The organism is Micromonospora sp. NBC_00362, from assembly GCF_026342155.1.
GTDB lineage: Bacteria > Actinomycetota > Actinomycetes > Mycobacteriales > Micromonosporaceae > Micromonospora > Micromonospora hortensis.
Map to the genome: position 1 here is coordinate 4490837 of NZ_JAPENH010000001.1, position 14744 is coordinate 4505580.

General features: G+C 70.2%; 13 protein-coding genes and 1 tRNA gene. 5 read left to right on the top strand and 9 right to left on the bottom strand.

Going from position 1 to position 14744, the window contains the following annotated elements; translation table 11 throughout:
• Positions 1 to 282 carry a hypothetical protein gene (locus tag OG992_RS20660; RefSeq protein WP_238687687.1) on the top strand — a complete coding sequence of 94 codons (282 nt, stop codon included), beginning with the start codon at positions 1 to 3 and terminating at the stop codon, positions 280 to 282.
• A gap of 2 nt (positions 283 to 284) precedes the next feature.
• The gene (locus OG992_RS20665) at positions 285 to 935 is read left to right on the top strand and encodes an aminodeoxychorismate/anthranilate synthase component II (RefSeq protein ID WP_238660647.1); all 651 of its coding nucleotides are present in this window, start codon (positions 285 to 287) and stop codon (positions 933 to 935) included.
• Between the two features lie 55 nt (positions 936 to 990).
• Here the strand turns inward: OG992_RS20665 and OG992_RS20670 are convergent, their stop codons facing one another.
• Genes OG992_RS20670 through OG992_RS20705 form a run of 8 tightly spaced genes read right to left on the bottom strand, consistent with a single transcriptional unit; the run spans position 991 to position 10700 of the window.
• Positions 991 to 1653: a vancomycin high temperature exclusion protein gene (locus OG992_RS20670; RefSeq protein WP_266304078.1), complete on the bottom strand. Its 663-nt coding sequence runs from the start codon at positions 1651 to 1653 to the stop codon at positions 991 to 993.
• A 52-nt stretch (positions 1654 to 1705) separates the two neighbouring features.
• Entirely contained in the window at positions 1706 to 3523 is a 1818-nt protein-coding gene (gene pknB, locus OG992_RS20675) for a Stk1 family PASTA domain-containing Ser/Thr kinase (protein WP_266304079.1), read from the bottom strand.
• Positions 3520 to 4920 (bottom strand): serine/threonine-protein kinase, encoded by a 1401-nt coding sequence (locus tag OG992_RS20680; protein WP_238687683.1) that lies wholly within the window; start codon positions 4918 to 4920, stop codon positions 3520 to 3522. The genes pknB and OG992_RS20680 overlap by 4 nt, the downstream gene beginning before the upstream one ends.
• Before the next feature lies 1 nt (position 4921).
• Entirely contained in the window at positions 4922 to 6427 is a 1506-nt protein-coding gene (locus OG992_RS20685) for a penicillin-binding protein 2 (RefSeq protein ID WP_266304080.1), read from the bottom strand.
• Entirely contained in the window at positions 6424 to 7917 is a 1494-nt protein-coding gene (locus OG992_RS20690; protein WP_266304081.1) for an FtsW/RodA/SpoVE family cell cycle protein, read from the bottom strand. Before OG992_RS20690 ends, OG992_RS20685 begins: the two co-directional genes overlap by 4 nt.
• A 30-nt stretch (positions 7918 to 7947) precedes the next feature.
• Positions 7948 to 9423 (bottom strand): PP2C family serine/threonine-protein phosphatase, encoded by a 1476-nt coding sequence (locus OG992_RS20695; protein ID WP_238687680.1) that lies wholly within the window; start codon positions 9421 to 9423, stop codon positions 7948 to 7950.
• Positions 9420 to 9905 carry an FHA domain-containing protein gene (locus tag OG992_RS20700; RefSeq protein WP_238687679.1) on the bottom strand — a complete coding sequence of 162 codons (486 nt, stop codon included), beginning with the start codon at positions 9903 to 9905 and terminating at the stop codon, positions 9420 to 9422. The genes OG992_RS20695 and OG992_RS20700 overlap by 4 nt, the downstream gene beginning before the upstream one ends.
• Before the next feature lie 6 nt (positions 9906 to 9911).
• On the bottom strand, positions 9912 to 10700 hold the full coding sequence (locus OG992_RS20705; protein WP_007454122.1) for a DUF3662 and FHA domain-containing protein: 789 nt from the start codon (positions 10698 to 10700) through the stop codon (positions 9912 to 9914).
• A 206-nt stretch (positions 10701 to 10906) separates the two neighbouring features.
• Here OG992_RS20705 and OG992_RS20710 point away from each other — a divergent pair.
• From OG992_RS20710 to OG992_RS20720, 3 genes are all read left to right on the top strand, one after another.
• A tRNA-Leu gene (locus tag OG992_RS20710) sits at positions 10907 to 10992 on the top strand.
• A gap of 64 nt (positions 10993 to 11056) precedes the next feature.
• Positions 11057 to 12172 carry an NAD-dependent epimerase/dehydratase family protein gene (locus tag OG992_RS20715; RefSeq protein WP_238687678.1) on the top strand — a complete coding sequence of 372 codons (1116 nt, stop codon included), beginning with the start codon at positions 11057 to 11059 and terminating at the stop codon, positions 12170 to 12172.
• Entirely contained in the window at positions 12169 to 12975 is an 807-nt protein-coding gene (locus tag OG992_RS20720; RefSeq protein ID WP_238687677.1) for a WecB/TagA/CpsF family glycosyltransferase, read from the top strand. The genes OG992_RS20715 and OG992_RS20720 overlap by 4 nt, the downstream gene beginning before the upstream one ends.
• Positions 12976 to 13041: 66 nt before the next feature.
• Here the strand turns inward: OG992_RS20720 and OG992_RS20725 are convergent, their stop codons facing one another.
• Positions 13042 to 14598 carry a S8 family serine peptidase gene (locus OG992_RS20725; RefSeq protein WP_238687676.1) on the bottom strand — a complete coding sequence of 519 codons (1557 nt, stop codon included), beginning with the start codon at positions 14596 to 14598 and terminating at the stop codon, positions 13042 to 13044.
• Positions 14599 to 14744 lie beyond the last annotated feature (146 nt).

Here is a 14744-nt window from a genome sequence, read left to right on the forward strand (position 1 = left end):
GTGTACGCGTTCATCTGGCGCAAGCTGCCGTTCGGGGTGGTCGGGAAGTTGACCGGCTCGGTCCTCCTGGTGGCTGCCACAGTGGCCCTGCTGTGGTACGTCGCCTTCCCGTGGGCCGAGCCGCTGCTGCCCTTCGACGACGTGCAGGTCGAGTCCGGCGTACCCGCCGAGACGGGTGGCGGCGGCGACCCGGTGACCGGGGAGACGCCGGCCGGCGACGAGCACGATCTGCCGTACGACACCGACCAGAACAACCCCGCGCCCCCCTCCCCGAGCAGGTGACCATGCGCGTCCTGGTGATCGACAACTACGACTCGTTCGTCTTCAACCTCGTGCAGTACCTGGGCCAGCTCGGCGTGGACTGCGAGGTCCGCCGCAACGACGAGATCGACGTCGCCGAGGTGGGCACTGTTGGCGCTGACGGCATCCTGCTGTCGCCGGGGCCGGGCAGCCCGGACCGGGCCGGCATCTGCCTGGACGTCATCCGGGAGTACGCGGGTCAGCTACCGATCTTCGGTGTCTGCCTCGGCCATCAGGCGATCGGCGAAGCCTTCGGGGCGACAGTGACACGCGCCCCCGAGCTGCTGCACGGCAAGACCTCCGAGGTACGACACCATTCGGTCGGCGTACTCGCCGGATTGCCCGACCCGTTCACCGCCACCCGGTACCACTCGCTCGCCGTGCTGCCCGAGACGCTCCCCGACGAGCTGGAGGTCACCGGCTGGACCGGCTCCGGCGTGGTGATGGCGATGCGGCACCGGACACTGCCCATCGAGGGCGTCCAGTTCCACCCGGAGTCGGTGCTCACCGAGGGCGGTCACCTGATGCTGGCCAACTGGCTGGCCAGTTGCGGTCACCCCGAGGCGCTGGAGCGCGCACCCGCGCTCGCCGCCGAGGTGGACGCACGTCGTCGGGCGGCCTTCGCCACCGCCTGAGGGGCCGGACGTCAGGGCACAGTCACCGGATCATCGGGACCCCGCACCGGCCGGGTCAGCCCCGCAGCGCGTCCTGAACCGCGGAACTGGCGGGCGAACGCACCGCAGGCGGTCGGTCGCGCACCGCGTCCCACGCCGCCTTGCCACTGGCGAAGTAGTCCCGAACCGACTTCTCGGCGAGCAGGGCAGCACCGCAGCCGTCGCAGCGGGCGGTCACCCCGTCGACGTCGAGGCCGAGCTGCCGGCACAGCGTCACCGCCCGGGACAGGTGGTACGACTGGGTGACGATCAGGGCCCGCTCGACGCCGTACACCTCGCGGGCTCTCGCGCAGCTGTCGTAGGTGTCCAGGCCGAACGGGTCGGCCACCATCCGACGCCTGTCGACACCGCGCTCGGCGAGGTACGTCGTCATCACCGCCGGCTCGTCGCCGGACTCCCCACCGCCGTCGCCCGACACCAAGACCACTGTGGCTCGCCCGCTGGTCACCAACTCGGCGGCGGTGTCCAGGCGGCCGGCGAGACGGTCGCCCGGCCGCTGCCGATCGGCCGCCACCTCGGTGCCGAGCACGATCACCACGTCGGCGGCCGGCGCGTCGGCGGCGGCGTACAGGTGGCCGCGTGCGGCGAGCGTCGTCCACAGCCACGGGGAGCTGGCGAGCACCAGCACGACGAGGCCCGCGACGGCCAGCCGGCGGAGGCGTCGAGGCGACCGCCGCACCGGCCTGACCGGGGAAGACTCAGCCTCGGTCACGTCGATGCCCGCAGGTGGCCTAGTCCTGGGGCCGGCTCGGCGGGGGTGGGAACGGCAGACCGATGCCTCCCCCGTTACCGGGAGTGGTCGGCGTGCCCGTCGGCGTGCCCGTCGGCGTCACGGAGGGCGTCGGGTCGGTCTCCGGCTCGGGCTGACTCACCTTGATGATCACCCTCGTGCCGGTGGGCTTCTTCTCCTTGCCGTTCGGGCTCTGGTCGGTGACCGTCCCCGCCTGGTCGGCGGGCACCTCCGGCCCCTTCTGCACGTCGACAGTGAAGCCGTCGTTCCGGAGGACGCGGGTGGCCTCCTCCTGGCCCAACCCGACGACGTCCGGCACCTCGCGGATGTTGCCCTTCGAGACCGTGAGCTTCACCTGCGTACCTTCGGGAACGCTCTCACCCTCGGGCGGGTCGACGCTGAGGACCTCGTCCTGGCTCGCCTCGTCGTTCACCGTCTTGACGTCGAACTTGAGCTTCGCCTCGGTGAGCCGGGCGATGGCGCTCTCCCGCTTGCTGCCCTTGAGCCCGGCGGGAACACGCACCTCGGGCTTACCGCCACAGATCTGAATGGTGACAGTGCCGTTCTGCTTCACCGAGGTGGTCGGCAGCGGGTTCTGCTTGACGACAGTGCCCTCGGTGCAGTCACTTGCCATCACCGGGTCACCCACCTGTGCGGACAGACCGGCTTTCTGGATCTCGGCGATCGCCACGTCCCGGGCCTTGCCGGTGAGGGTGGGCACCGACTTCAGGTCGTTGTCCTTCTGCATGTTCCAGAGCAGGGCGGCGACCAGGGCGATCACCGCCAGCACGCCGACCGCGCTGAACGTCGCGATCAGCCAGGAGGACGCCTTGCGCTGACGGGGGTCACCCACCCGGGCCGGGATCTGCCCGGTCTGCGGCCCACGGCCGGAAGCCGGATAGCCGCCCCCACCGCCGGCCGGGGCCATCGCCACCGTCTCCGCCTCGCGCAGCACCGGGGTGGCCAGCACGGGCCGGCCGGCGGCGGCGCGGAGCAGGTCGGCCCGCATCTCGCCAGCGCTCTGGTAGCGGTTCAGCGGGTTCTTCGACAGCGCCTTGAGCACGATCGCGTCGACGGCCGGGGTGACGTCCGGGTTGATGTCGCTCGGCGTCGGCGGCGTCTCCCGTACGTGCTGGTAGGCGACGCTGACCGGGCTGTCCCCGACGAACGGCGGGTGCCCGCAGACCAGTTCGAAGAGCACGCAGCCGGCCGCGTACACGTCGGAGCGCGCGTCGACGGCCTCGCCGCGTGCCTGCTCCGGTGAAAGATACTGGGCAGTGCCGATGACCGCGCTGGTCTGGGTCATGGTGGTCGCACCACTGGCCAACGCCCGAGCGATGCCGAAGTCCATCACCTTGACCTGGCCGGTCTGGGTGAGCATCACGTTGCCGGGCTTGATGTCCCGGTGGATGATGCCGTGCCGGTGGCTGAACTCCAGGGCGGCGCACATGTCGGCGCAGATCTCCAGCGCACGGCGCGGCTGAAGCCGCCCCTCGGCGCCGAGGACCTCCTTCAAGGTCCGTCCGTTGACGAACTCCATGACGATGAACGGCAGCGTCTCACCGGTCGGCGCGGTCTCCTCGCCGGTGTCGTAGACCGCCACGATGGCCGGATGGTTGAGCGAGGCGGCGTTCTGCGCCTCCCGACGGAACCGCATCTGGAACGTCGCGTCCCGGGCGAGGTCGGTGCGGAGCATCTTGATCGCGACGTCCCGACCGAGCCGGAGGTCGCGACCACGGTGCACCTCGGCCATGCCGCCATAGCCGAGCAGTTCGCCGACCTGGTACCTGCCACCGAGCAGGCGGGCCTGCGCTGTCATCGCGTCTGTCGTCCTTCGCTCGTCGTCGTCCCGCCGTTGCCCGGCTGGAGTCGTACCTCTCGACGGTACGACGTCCGGGTCGGATCGTCGCGCCGGTCGAGTCGTAGCGCGCCGGACGCCACGGTGCGCGGCGCCAGCCCGGCCGATACACCGGCCTGCGACTGCTTCCGTAGGTTGTAGGAAATCACGCCGGAGCAGAGCAGGACCAGCACGGCCAGCAGGATGGCGAGAAGCACCATTCCCGGCCGGGACCGCTGGGGCTGGGGCGACGGCGTCGCCGGGCCGGCCTGCCGGACGTACGCCGGCGGGTGTTCCTGCCGGGGCGGCCCGGACGGCACCGCTGCCGCACCGCGCGGGTAGCCGTTCGGTGCGCCCTGCGGCCGGACGGCCGGCGCGACGGCGGTGGGGCGTGGCTGTTGGGCGGGTGCGACAGCGGTCGGCCTGGCTCCGGCCACCGGTGGACGGGCAGCCGGTGGACGCATCTGGTGCGCCTGCGGCACCTGGGCCCGGCCGGGCGCCGCGGGTGAGGCGGGCGCCGCGGACACCGGCCCGGAGTTGGCGCCGGCCCGAGCCTGCTGGGAGAGCGTGGCCTTGAGCTGACGGGCGACTCCCGCGAGTGCGGCGGCGCTCGGCCAGCGGGCGGCCGGGTCCTTTGCCAACGCCCGTTCGACAAGTGCTCGCACCTGCGGAGGGATGTCGGCCGGCAGTGGCCGGGGCGTCTCCCGGACGTGTCGCATCGCGATGTCGAGGGGGTTGTCGCCCTCGAACGGCCGCCGACCGGCCAGGCACTGGTAGGCGACCACGCCGAGGGCGTACACGTCGGACGCCGGGGTGGCCACGCCGCCGGTGGCCTGCTCCGGCGAGATGTACGAGGCGGTGCCGAGCACCGAACCGGCGGCGGTGAGCTGGCCGACCAGGTCGGAGCGGGCGATGCCGAAGTCGGTCAGGACCAGCGTGCCGTTCGGCCGGACCAGCAGGTTGCCCGGCTTCACGTCGCGGTGCACGATGCCCTTCTCGTGCGCGGCGTGCAGCGCGTCGGCGGCCTGCGCGACGAGGGCCATCGTCCGGGCCGGGGTGAGCCGGCCGACCCGGCTCAACGTGGACGACAGGGCGTCACCCTCGACGTACTCCATGACCAGGAAGGCGATCTGCTGGTCGTTGCCGAAGTCGTAGACGTCCACCACGCCGGGATGATTGATGGTGGCCATGGTGCGGGCCTCGCCGCGGAACCGCTCACCGAAGTCCGGGTCGTCGAGCAGGGCGGGCAGCAGGCTCTTCACCGCGACCGTCCGGCCGAGCACCTGGTCGGTGCCGCGCCAGACGTCGCCCATGCCACCGCTGGCGATCCGCTCGTCGAGACGGTAGCGGTTGCCGAGCTGCACGCCGGGGCTGAGCATGTCAGCGACCCCCTGGGTCGGCGATGGCGGCCCGCATGATCTGACCGGCGATCCGAGCCGCCTCGGCGCTGCCACCGGGGCCGGCCTGCTCCAGCATCACGCAGACCGCGGAGACCGGGTTACCGTTCTTGTCCAGGGCGAAGCCGATGAACCAGCCGTGGTCGGGCCGGTCCGGGGCGGACTGGGCGGTGCCGGTCTTGCCGCCGACCGTGTAGCCGTTGATCGCGGCCTTTCGCCCGGTGCCGTTCTGGACCACGCTGACCATCATCTCGCGCAGGTCGGTGGCGACCTGCGGCTCGACGGGCTGACGCAGCTCCCGCGCCTTCGCTGTGTAGTAGCTGGTGGTCCGGTCCGGAGCGAGCAGCTGCCGCACCAGGTACGGCCGCATCTGGCTGCCGTTGTTGGCGATCGAGCCGGCGATCATGGCGCCTTCGAGGGGCGTCATCCGGACGTTGTTCTGACCGATCGAGGACTGGGCCAGCGCGGCCGGGTCGGTGCTGCCGTCCTGGTTCTGCATCGTCCCGGTTCGACTGGCCGCCGTGGGCAGGCCGCCCTCGCCGAGCTGGCCGACGGTCAGGTCCTCCTGCTCGAAACCGAATTGGCGGGCCTTCTCCTTGACGGTCTCCGCGCCGAGCCGCACACCGAGCTGGGCGAAGCCGGTGTTGCACGACTTGGTGACCGCCTCCAGCAGGCTGACCTGCCGAGTCGGGCAGATCGACGGATCGGCGTTGCGGATCGGGGTGCCCGAGGTGGGCGCGGTGTAGCTGGGACCGGCCGGGATCTGGGTGGACTTGGTGACGCCGTTCTCCAGCGCCGCCGCCGCCACCACGATCTTGAAGGTGGAGCCCGGCGGCAGCGTCTCGGCGAGCGCGCGGTTCTTCAGCGGACCTTCCGGGTCCTGTTCCAGCTTGTTGTACGCCGCCGCCGCCCCCTTTGTGTCATGGCTGGCCAGCGGGTTCGGGTTGAAGCTCGGCATGGAGACCAGCGCCTGGATGGCACCGGTACGCGGGTCGATGGCGATCGCCGCGCCCCGCTTCGCACCCACCTCGTTGTTGCCCAGCTGCTCGTACGCCACGTCCTGGGCCCGCTTGGAGAGCGTGAGGAGCACGTTGCCGCCGCCGGTGTCGTCGCCGGTGAACATGTCCTTCAACCGGTCGCCGATCAGCTGGTCGCTGGTGCCGGCCAGGAAGTCGTTCTCCACCTGCTCGATGCCCTGGTCGGCCAGGTTGACCGGCTTGTAGCCGAGCACGTGGGCGTACTTGGCGCCGCTGGGGTAGGTGCGCAGGAACTTCAGGCTGCCGGTGGTCTCCTTGCTCGTGGCCACGGCCGTGCCACCAGCCTCGATGTTGCCGCGCTTGCGGTCGTACTCGGCGACCTGAACCCGACCGTTGTAGTCGCTGGTCCGGTATTCATCCGCCTTGTAGGCCTGGATCCAGTTGAGGTTGGCGAAGAGCAGACCGAACAGGACCATGACGACGACGCCAACGCGGCGCAGGGGTGCGTTCACGGCTTGATCACCTCCGTGGGAGCACCGTGCAGCTGCTCGGGCGGGCCACCGCCGGGTCGGACCGCCTTGCCCCCGCTGCCCCCGGTCACCGGTCGGCGGGCCCCGTCGGAGACCCGCAGCAGCACCGCGATGAGCAGCCAGTTGGCCATCAACGACGACCCGCCGGCGGACAGGAACGGGGTGGTCTGACCGGTCAGCGGGATGAGCTTGCTGATCCCGCCGACGATCACGAAGACCTGGAGGCCGAGGGTGAACGCCAGACCGCCGGCGAGCAGCTTGCCGAACGAGTCCCGTACCGCGAGCGCGGCACGCAGCCCGCGCTCCACGATCAGCAGGTAGACGACCAACAGCGCGGACAGGCCGAAGAGGCCGATCTCCTCACCGATGCCGGCGAAGATGAAGTCGTTCTGCACCTCGGGCAGGATCTCCGGCTGACCGCCGCCCGGCCCCGCGCCGAAGAGCCCGCCAGTGCCCAGGGCGAGCAGGCCCTGCACGAGTTGGTAGCCCTTGTTGGTCGGGTCGGCGAACGGGTCGAGCCAGATCTCCGCCCGCACGTAGAAGTTGGCGAACGGCCCGCCGACAGTCGAGCCGAGGACATAGGCGAGGTACGCGCCGCCGAAGAAGAGGACCAGGCCGATCAGCAGCCAACTGACCCGTTCGGTGGCGATGTAGAGCGTCACCACGAACATGCCGAAGTAGAGCAGCGAGGTGCCCAGGTCCTTCTCGAAGACCAGCACCAGGACGCTGATCAGCCAGACGCCGACCACCGGCCCGAGGTCACGGCCACGCGGAAAGTCGATGCCGAGGAAGCGCCGGCTGGCCAGCGACAGCACCTCACGCTTGCGCACCAGGTAGTAGGCGAAGAAGACCAGCAGCGCCAGCTTGGCGAACTCACCCGGCTGGATCGAGAAGCTGCCGACCCGAACCCACAGCTTCGCGCCGTTGATCTCGGAGATGCTCGGCGGCAGCACCGCCGGGATCATCACCAGCACGATGCCGGCCAACCCCAGGGTGTACGCGTACCGCGAGATCGACCGGTGGTCGCGCATGATCGCGAGCAGGCCGGCGGCGAGGATCACCGCACTGAGCGTCCAGGCCAGCTGCCGCCCGCCCTGCCCCGCGAAGACGGCCAGGCTCTCCCGCTCGGCCACCGGGGCGTCGCCCAGGTCGATCCGGCGCAGGAAGCCCACCCCGAGCCCGTTGAGCAGGGCCACCGCCGGCAGCAGCGCCGGGTCGGCGAACGGGGCCAGGAACCGGATGACCAGGTGCAGGCCGAGGAAGACCGCGCCGAGCGCGGCGGCCGGCATCCAGAAGTCCGAGGTGACAGTGTCCAGCAGGTTCGCCTCGACGGTCGCCCCGTACGCGGCCACCAGCACCATCGCGAGCAACAGCAGGTACAGCTCGGCGTTGCGGCGCGACCGCGCCAGGCGTACGCCGGATTGCTCGCCCGCGGTGGCGGGCGAGGGTGCCGGTGTGGCCGCTACGGTCACGGGTGGAGTCCTCAGGATCTCAGCCGACGCTCACTCAGGAGACCGGCAGCCGGCCGTGTCGAGCGCCGGTGTGGCCGAGTCGGAGGGCGTGACGTCGGGTGTGGTGGTCGCGCCGGCCCCACCGAGAGCGGTGGTGGCACCGACGGTCGGGCTTGCGCTGACAACCCCGTTGGGGGTCGGCGACGCGTTGGCGCTCGGGCTGCCGTTCGGGGTCGGCGTCGAACCGACCGGGGTCGGCGTCGGAGTCGGCGTGGTGACCCCGGCGGCGGTCGGGTCGAGTGGACAGAGCGGCTTCAGGTTGGGGTTGCTCGGCGTGTCGCTGGTCAACTCGGCGAGTTGACGCTCGGCGTCCGGCTCACTCTTGGCCCGGATACCGACCTTGACGGTGTCCTGTGCGGCGACGGTGAGGTCGTCCAGGCGGGTGCCGCTGCGACGGTGCACGCTGGACAGGTCCATCCCGGCGATCTGACCCTGGACACCGCGGAAGACGGCAACCTGGCCCTCTTCGGTGGCTCCCACGTAGTACTGCCGCTGGGTGTAGGTCCAACCACCGAACGCCGCACCACCGACGATCACCAGCAGGGCCAGCGCCATGGCGGCGGTCCGGACCGGGCGTCGCTTCGGCCGATCGGCGTCGTCGTCGGAGGCCGCCGGCTCCTCGGGCGCGGCCGGGCGCGGCGCGGAGAGCGCCGAGGCTCGGGCGGCCGGAGTCGAGTCGTCGGCGGAGGTCGCCATGCCGCGGTCCCGGGCGGCGGCGCCGCCCACGATCGGTGTCGCCTCGACGATGTCCTGGTCCGTGGCGTCGGCGATGATCACCGTGATGTTGTCCGGCCCACCGCCGCGCAGCGCGAGCTGCACCAGCCGCTCGACGCACTGCTGCGGGTCGGTGTACTCGCGCAGGGTCTCGCCGATGGTTTCGGCGCTGACCACACCTGAGAGGCCGTCGCTGCAGATCAGGTACCGGTCGCCGGGCATGACCTGGCGGACCGAGTATTCCGGGTCGATGTCCCGACCGTCGAGGGCGCGGGTGAGCAGCGACCGCTGCGGGTGACTGCTCGCCTCCTCGGCGCTGATGCGGCCTTCGTCGACCAGCATCTGGACGTAGGTGTCGTCCTTGGTGATCTGCGCGAACTCGCCATTGCGCAGCAGGTAGGCCCGCGAGTCGCCAATGTGGACCATCCCCAGCTTGCTGCCGGTGAAGAGGGTCGCCGTCAGCGTGGTGCCCATCCCCTCCAGCTGTGGGTTGGCGTCCACCGTGTCGCGGAGTTGTTGGTTGGCGGTGCCCACGGCCGAACGCAACGCATCGACGAGAGCGTCCCCCGGGACGTCCTCGTCGAGCGGCGCCATGGCACCGATGACGATGTTGCTGGCGACGTCACCGGCGGCCATACCGCCCATGCCGTCGGCAACGGCGAGTAACCGCGGCCCGGCGTAGACGGAGTCTTGATTGCCGTCTCGGATCAGACCGCGGTCGCTGTGGGCCGCATAGCGCAGGGTCAGAGTCATGGCCGTAATTCGAGGGAAGTGCGGCCGATCCGGATCGGCACGCCGAGGGGGACGGGGGTTGGTCCGGAGACCTTAGCGCGATCGAGGTACGTGCCGTTAGTCGAGCCGAGGTCCTCGACGTACCACTGCCCCTCACGCGGCATGAGCCGGGCGTGTCGCGCTGAGGCGTAGTCGTCGGTGATGACCAGGGTGGAGTCCTCAGCCCGACCAATGGTGATCTGCGCTTCACCGAGAGTGATTTTGGTGCCGGCCAGCTGACCGGCCGTCACCACCAGCTGGTGCGCCGCTCTGCCCCGTTTCACCTTCGCCGGCTTCGCCGCCTGCCCCGTCGAGGCGCCTACCGCGCGTGGCGCGGCCACCAGACGACCGGACCGGGCGCCCGCGAAGAGGTCCCGGCGGATCACGCCGACCACCGTGAACACGAAGATCCACAGCAGGATCAGGAACCCGAACCGGGCAACGGTGATGACCAGTTCCGGCAAGGCGGGTCAGCCGTCCACGCGGAAGGTCAGCGTCGTCGTCCCGAGCTGGACCATGTCACCGGGGTTGAGCGCGACGGCGGAGACCCGCTGCCCGTTCACCATGGTGCCGTTGGTCGAACCCAGGTCGGTCAACACGACCTGGCCCCCGTCGAAATCCAGCCGGGCGTGTCGCCGGGAGATGCCGACGTCGGGCAGACGCAGGTTGGCCTGGTCGCCGCGACCGATCACCGTCGACCCCATCTGGAGGGGGTAGGTGCGACCGTCGCCGGAGACCAGCCGCACGTTGCGACCGCCACCGTGCCCGGGCGGCGGACCGTAGCCACCGCCCTGGTCGTACGCGGGGTAGGCGGGCGGGCCAGCGTCGTAGCCGGGCGCCGACACCGGGGCGACCTCACCGCCGGTGTAGACCTCGGCCGTGACACGGAACATGCCCGTGTCCAGACCCTCGCCTCGCTCGATCTCGACGATCACGTCGCCGTAGACCGTCCACGCCTGCTCGCCGATGAACTCCGCCTGCGACTGGGCCAACTCCTGGGCCAGCGCGGCGGCGTACGGCGCCAGCCGACTGTGGTCGAACGGCGAGAGATCGATCACGTAGCGGTTGGGCACCAACGTGCGCCCACCGGCCAGGATCGCCTTGTGCGCCTCGGCCTCCCGCTGCATGGCGTTGAGGATCTCCACGGGGTGAACCACCCCTTTGAAGACCTTGGCGAAGGCCCCTTCGACCAGGCCTTCCAGACGCTTCTCGAAGCGTTGCAGCACGCTCACCGGCTCCTCCTCGGGTCCCGAGGACATGATGGTATCCGGCCGGCGCGCGCGCAGCTCACACGCCGCTCGGCCGGCTGCTCTCGACCCGTTCGGAAGGGCCGGGATTGTCGTGCTAATCTTTCGTCCGCCACGAACGGTAATCGCTCGTGGCGAGCGCCGGGGACAGCGTAGTATTCCCGAGGCCCGTTGGAGACAGCGGGGCCGGGCGGCTAGAGTGTTCCGGGTTGTGCCACGGGGATGTGGCGGAATGGCAGACGCGCACGGTTCAGGTCCGTGTGCCCGAAAGGGCGTGGGGGTTCAACTCCCCCCATCCCCACCAACGACGAGGGCTCCGCTTCATGCGGGGCCCTTCCGTCATATCGGGGCGTGCTGGACGTCACGCTATGCTCCGATGGATTCTGCCTCCGATGGACCAGGAGTGGCGTGTGAGTGTCGCGTTGGTGACAGGGTCGGGTGGTCTGATCGGCTCCGAGGCGGTCCGGCATTTCGCCGGCCTCGGTCTGGATGTTGTCGGCATCGACAACGACATGCGCCGGTACTTCTTCGGCGAGGACGGCTCCACCTCGTGGAGCCTTGAACGGCTCGGCCGTGACCTGGGCAACGCGTACACCCACTTCGCGGTGGACATCCGGGACCGGGACGGCCTGGAGCAGGTGTTCAAGAAGTACGGCTCGGACATCGCCGTGGTGATCCACAGCGCTGCCCAGCCGAGCCATGACTGGGCAGCCAAGGAGCCGTACACGGACTTCGACGTGAACGCCGGCGGCACGCTCAACATCCTGGAGAACACGCGCCGGCACGCGATCGACGCACCGTTCATCCACTGCTCGACGAACAAGGTGTACGGCGACCGGCCCAACAGCCTGCCGCTCATCGAGCTGGAGACCCGGTACGAACTGCCCGAGGACCACCGCTGGTACCAGGGCATCACCGAAGAGATGTCGATCGACCACTCGCTGCATTCGGTCTTCGGCGCCTCCAAGGTCGCCGCGGACGTGATGGTCCAGGAGTACGGGCGCTACTTCGACATGAAGACCGCCTGCTTCCGGGGCGGCACGCTGACCGGCCCGGCGCACTCGGCGGCCGAGCTGCACGGGTTCCTGGCCTATCTGATGCGCTGCGTCATGGAGGGCCGGACCTACAACCTCTTCGGCTACAAGGGCAAGATGGTGCGGGACGCGATCCACTCGCACGACGTGCTGACCGCGTTCGAGGCGTTCTTCCGGGCCCCGCGATCCGCTGAGGTCTACAACCTCGGTGGCGGCCGGCACTCCAACACCTCGCACATCGAGGCATTCCGGATCGCTGAGGAGATCACCGGCCGCGAGGCGCAGATCAACTACGTCGAGCAGAACCGCACCGGCGACCACCAGTGGTACGTCAGCAGCATGGCCCGGTTCGAGGCGCAGTATCCGGACTGGAAGATCACGTACGACGTGCCGATGATCCTGCGGGAAATCTACGAGGCCAACGTGGACAAGTGGGTGGCCCAGCCGTGAGTGTCCGGACGAAGCGCAACGTGCTCGGCGTCCTGGTCGACGCCACCGACTACGCCACGGCGACCGACGCGGTGGTGACCGCGGCACACGAGCGGCGTCCCCTCGCGCTGACCGCGTTGGCAGTGCACGGTGTGATGACCGGGGTGCTCGACCCGGCGCACAACGCGCGGCTCAACTCCTTCGACGTGGTCACGCCGGACGGGCAGCCGGTGCGCTGGGCGCTCAACCTGCTGCACCACGCCGGCCTCAGCGACCGGGTGTACGGGCCGACCCTGACCCTGCACGTGCTGTCGCGCTTCGCCGACGAGGGGCTACCGGTATACCTGTACGGCTCGACCGAGGAGACCCTCGCCCGGTTGATCCCGGCCCTGGAGCGGATGTTCCCGGCGTTGAAGATCGCCGGGGTGGAGCCGTCCAAGTTCCGTGCCGTCCAGCCCGGTGAGGACGCCGAGATCGCCGACCGGATCCGGTCCAGTGGGGCCCGGTTGGTGCTGGTCGGGCTCGGCTGCCCGCGCCAGGAGGTCTTCGCGTACGCCATGCGGCCGCTGCTCGACATGCCGCTGATGGCGGTCGGCGCGGCCTTCGACTACCACGCCGGGCTGCTGCGCCAGCCCCCGCCGTGGATGCAGCGGGCCGGTCTTGAGTGGTTCTGGCGCCTCGGTCTGGAGCCGAAGCGGCTCTGGCGCCGCTACGTCATCCTCAACCCGGTCTACCTGAGCCGGCTCGCCGCGCAGAAGATCGGCCTGTGGAAGGCCCGCCCGCCGGCCCCGGCCACCGAGCGGCCGGCCACCTTCTCGGTCTGAGCCCGATCCGTACGACGCGAGGCCCCACCCGGCGTGCCGGGTGGGGCCTCGGTCGTCAGAGACCGGTCAGACCGTCAGGGTCCAGGTGTTGATGTAGCCGGTGTCGGCCGAGTAGGTGTCCCGCACCTGGAGTCGCCAGATGCCGTCGGCGGCCTCACCGGACACGTTGACCGAGTACGTGGCGTTCACGTTGTCGGCGCTGTCCGAGGTGCTGCTGTTCTTCAGCCGGTACGAGCTGCCGTCCGGGGCGAGCAGGTCGATGACCAGGTCACCGCGGTAGGTGTGCACGATGTTCACCGCCACCGTGGAGGTCGAGGAGGCGTTGCGACCACAGCCGGAGATGGTGATCGAGCTGGTCACCGCCGAGCCGGCGTCCGGGATCGACACGTCGGTGCCGTTGGTGCCGGTGCAGCCGGTGGGCGGCGGCGGGGTGCTGCCGGTACCCACGTAGAGCAGCAGGTTCGGTGAGCCCGAGCCGGGGTTGCTCACCACGTTGGGCGTGGCGTTGGCCACCAGCTGATTGCGGACCTGAGCCGGGGTCCAGCTCGGGTTGGCGCTGGCCACCAGGGCCGCCGCTCCGACCACGTGCGGGGTGGCCATCGAGGTGCCACTGATCGTGTTGGTGGCGGTGTTGCTGTTGTACCAGGCCGAGGTGATCGACGAGCCGGGCGCGAAGATGTCCAGGCAGGTGCCGATGTTGGAGAACGACGACCGGGCGTCCGAGCTGGTCGTCGAGCCCACCGTGATGGCTTCCGTGGTACGCGCCGGCGAGGTGTTGCAGGCGTTCGCGCCGTTGTCGTTGCCGGCCGCCAGGCCGTACGTGACGCCCGAGGCGATCGAGTTGCGGACGGCGTTGTCCAGCGAGCTGTTCGCGCCGCCGCCGAGGCTCATGTTCGCCACCGCCGGCTTGATCGCGTTCGCGGTGACCCAGTCGACGCCGCCGATCACGCCGGCATTCGTGCCACTGCCGGAGCAGTTCAGGACCCGTACGCCGACGAGTTGGACGCCCTTGGCCACCCCGTACGCGGACCCGCCGACAGTGCCGGCCACGTGCGTGCCGTGCCCGTTGCAGTCGTCGGCCGACCCACCGTCCACCGCGTCGTAGCCGGACGTGGCCCGGCCGCCGAAGTCGTTGTGTGAGAACCGGATGCCGGTGTCGATGATGTAGGCGTGCACGTTGCTCGCCGTGTTCGGGTAGGTGTAGGAGCTGTCCAACGGCCGGTTGCGCTGGTCGATCCGGTCGAGGCCCCAGGAGGGCGGGTTGGCCTGCGTGCCGGAGATCGAGACGGTGTGGTTCTGCTCGACGTACGCCACCGCCGGGTCGGCCGCGATCCGCGCCGCCGCGCTCGCGTTCACGGTGGCCTCGAAGCCGCGCAGCGCCGCTCCGTAGGTGCGGGCCACAGTGCCGCCGTGGCGGCCGGAGAGCCGCTTCGCGGTGTCGCCGACCCGGTCCCGGGCCACGGCGCTGTCCTTGAGTACGACGATGTAGCTGTCCGGCACGGCGGTGGCTCCGCCGGCGGCCCGAACCACACCCACGGGTTCGGCGGCCAGGGCTGGGGTACCGACGGCCAGCACTGTCGCCGCGGCCACCCCGATCAGTACGGACCTTCGTGGAAGACCCATTTCCTACCTCCCTCTGACCGGCAGTGGAACGTGACCACCGGTCCCAACATCAATCGACACTCGCCGATCTAGCTGAGGGTAAGTCAGTCGTCGGGCAGTTGAACATGTCGAAACGGCCATACCTTCGAGTGATGACCCCCTACGGG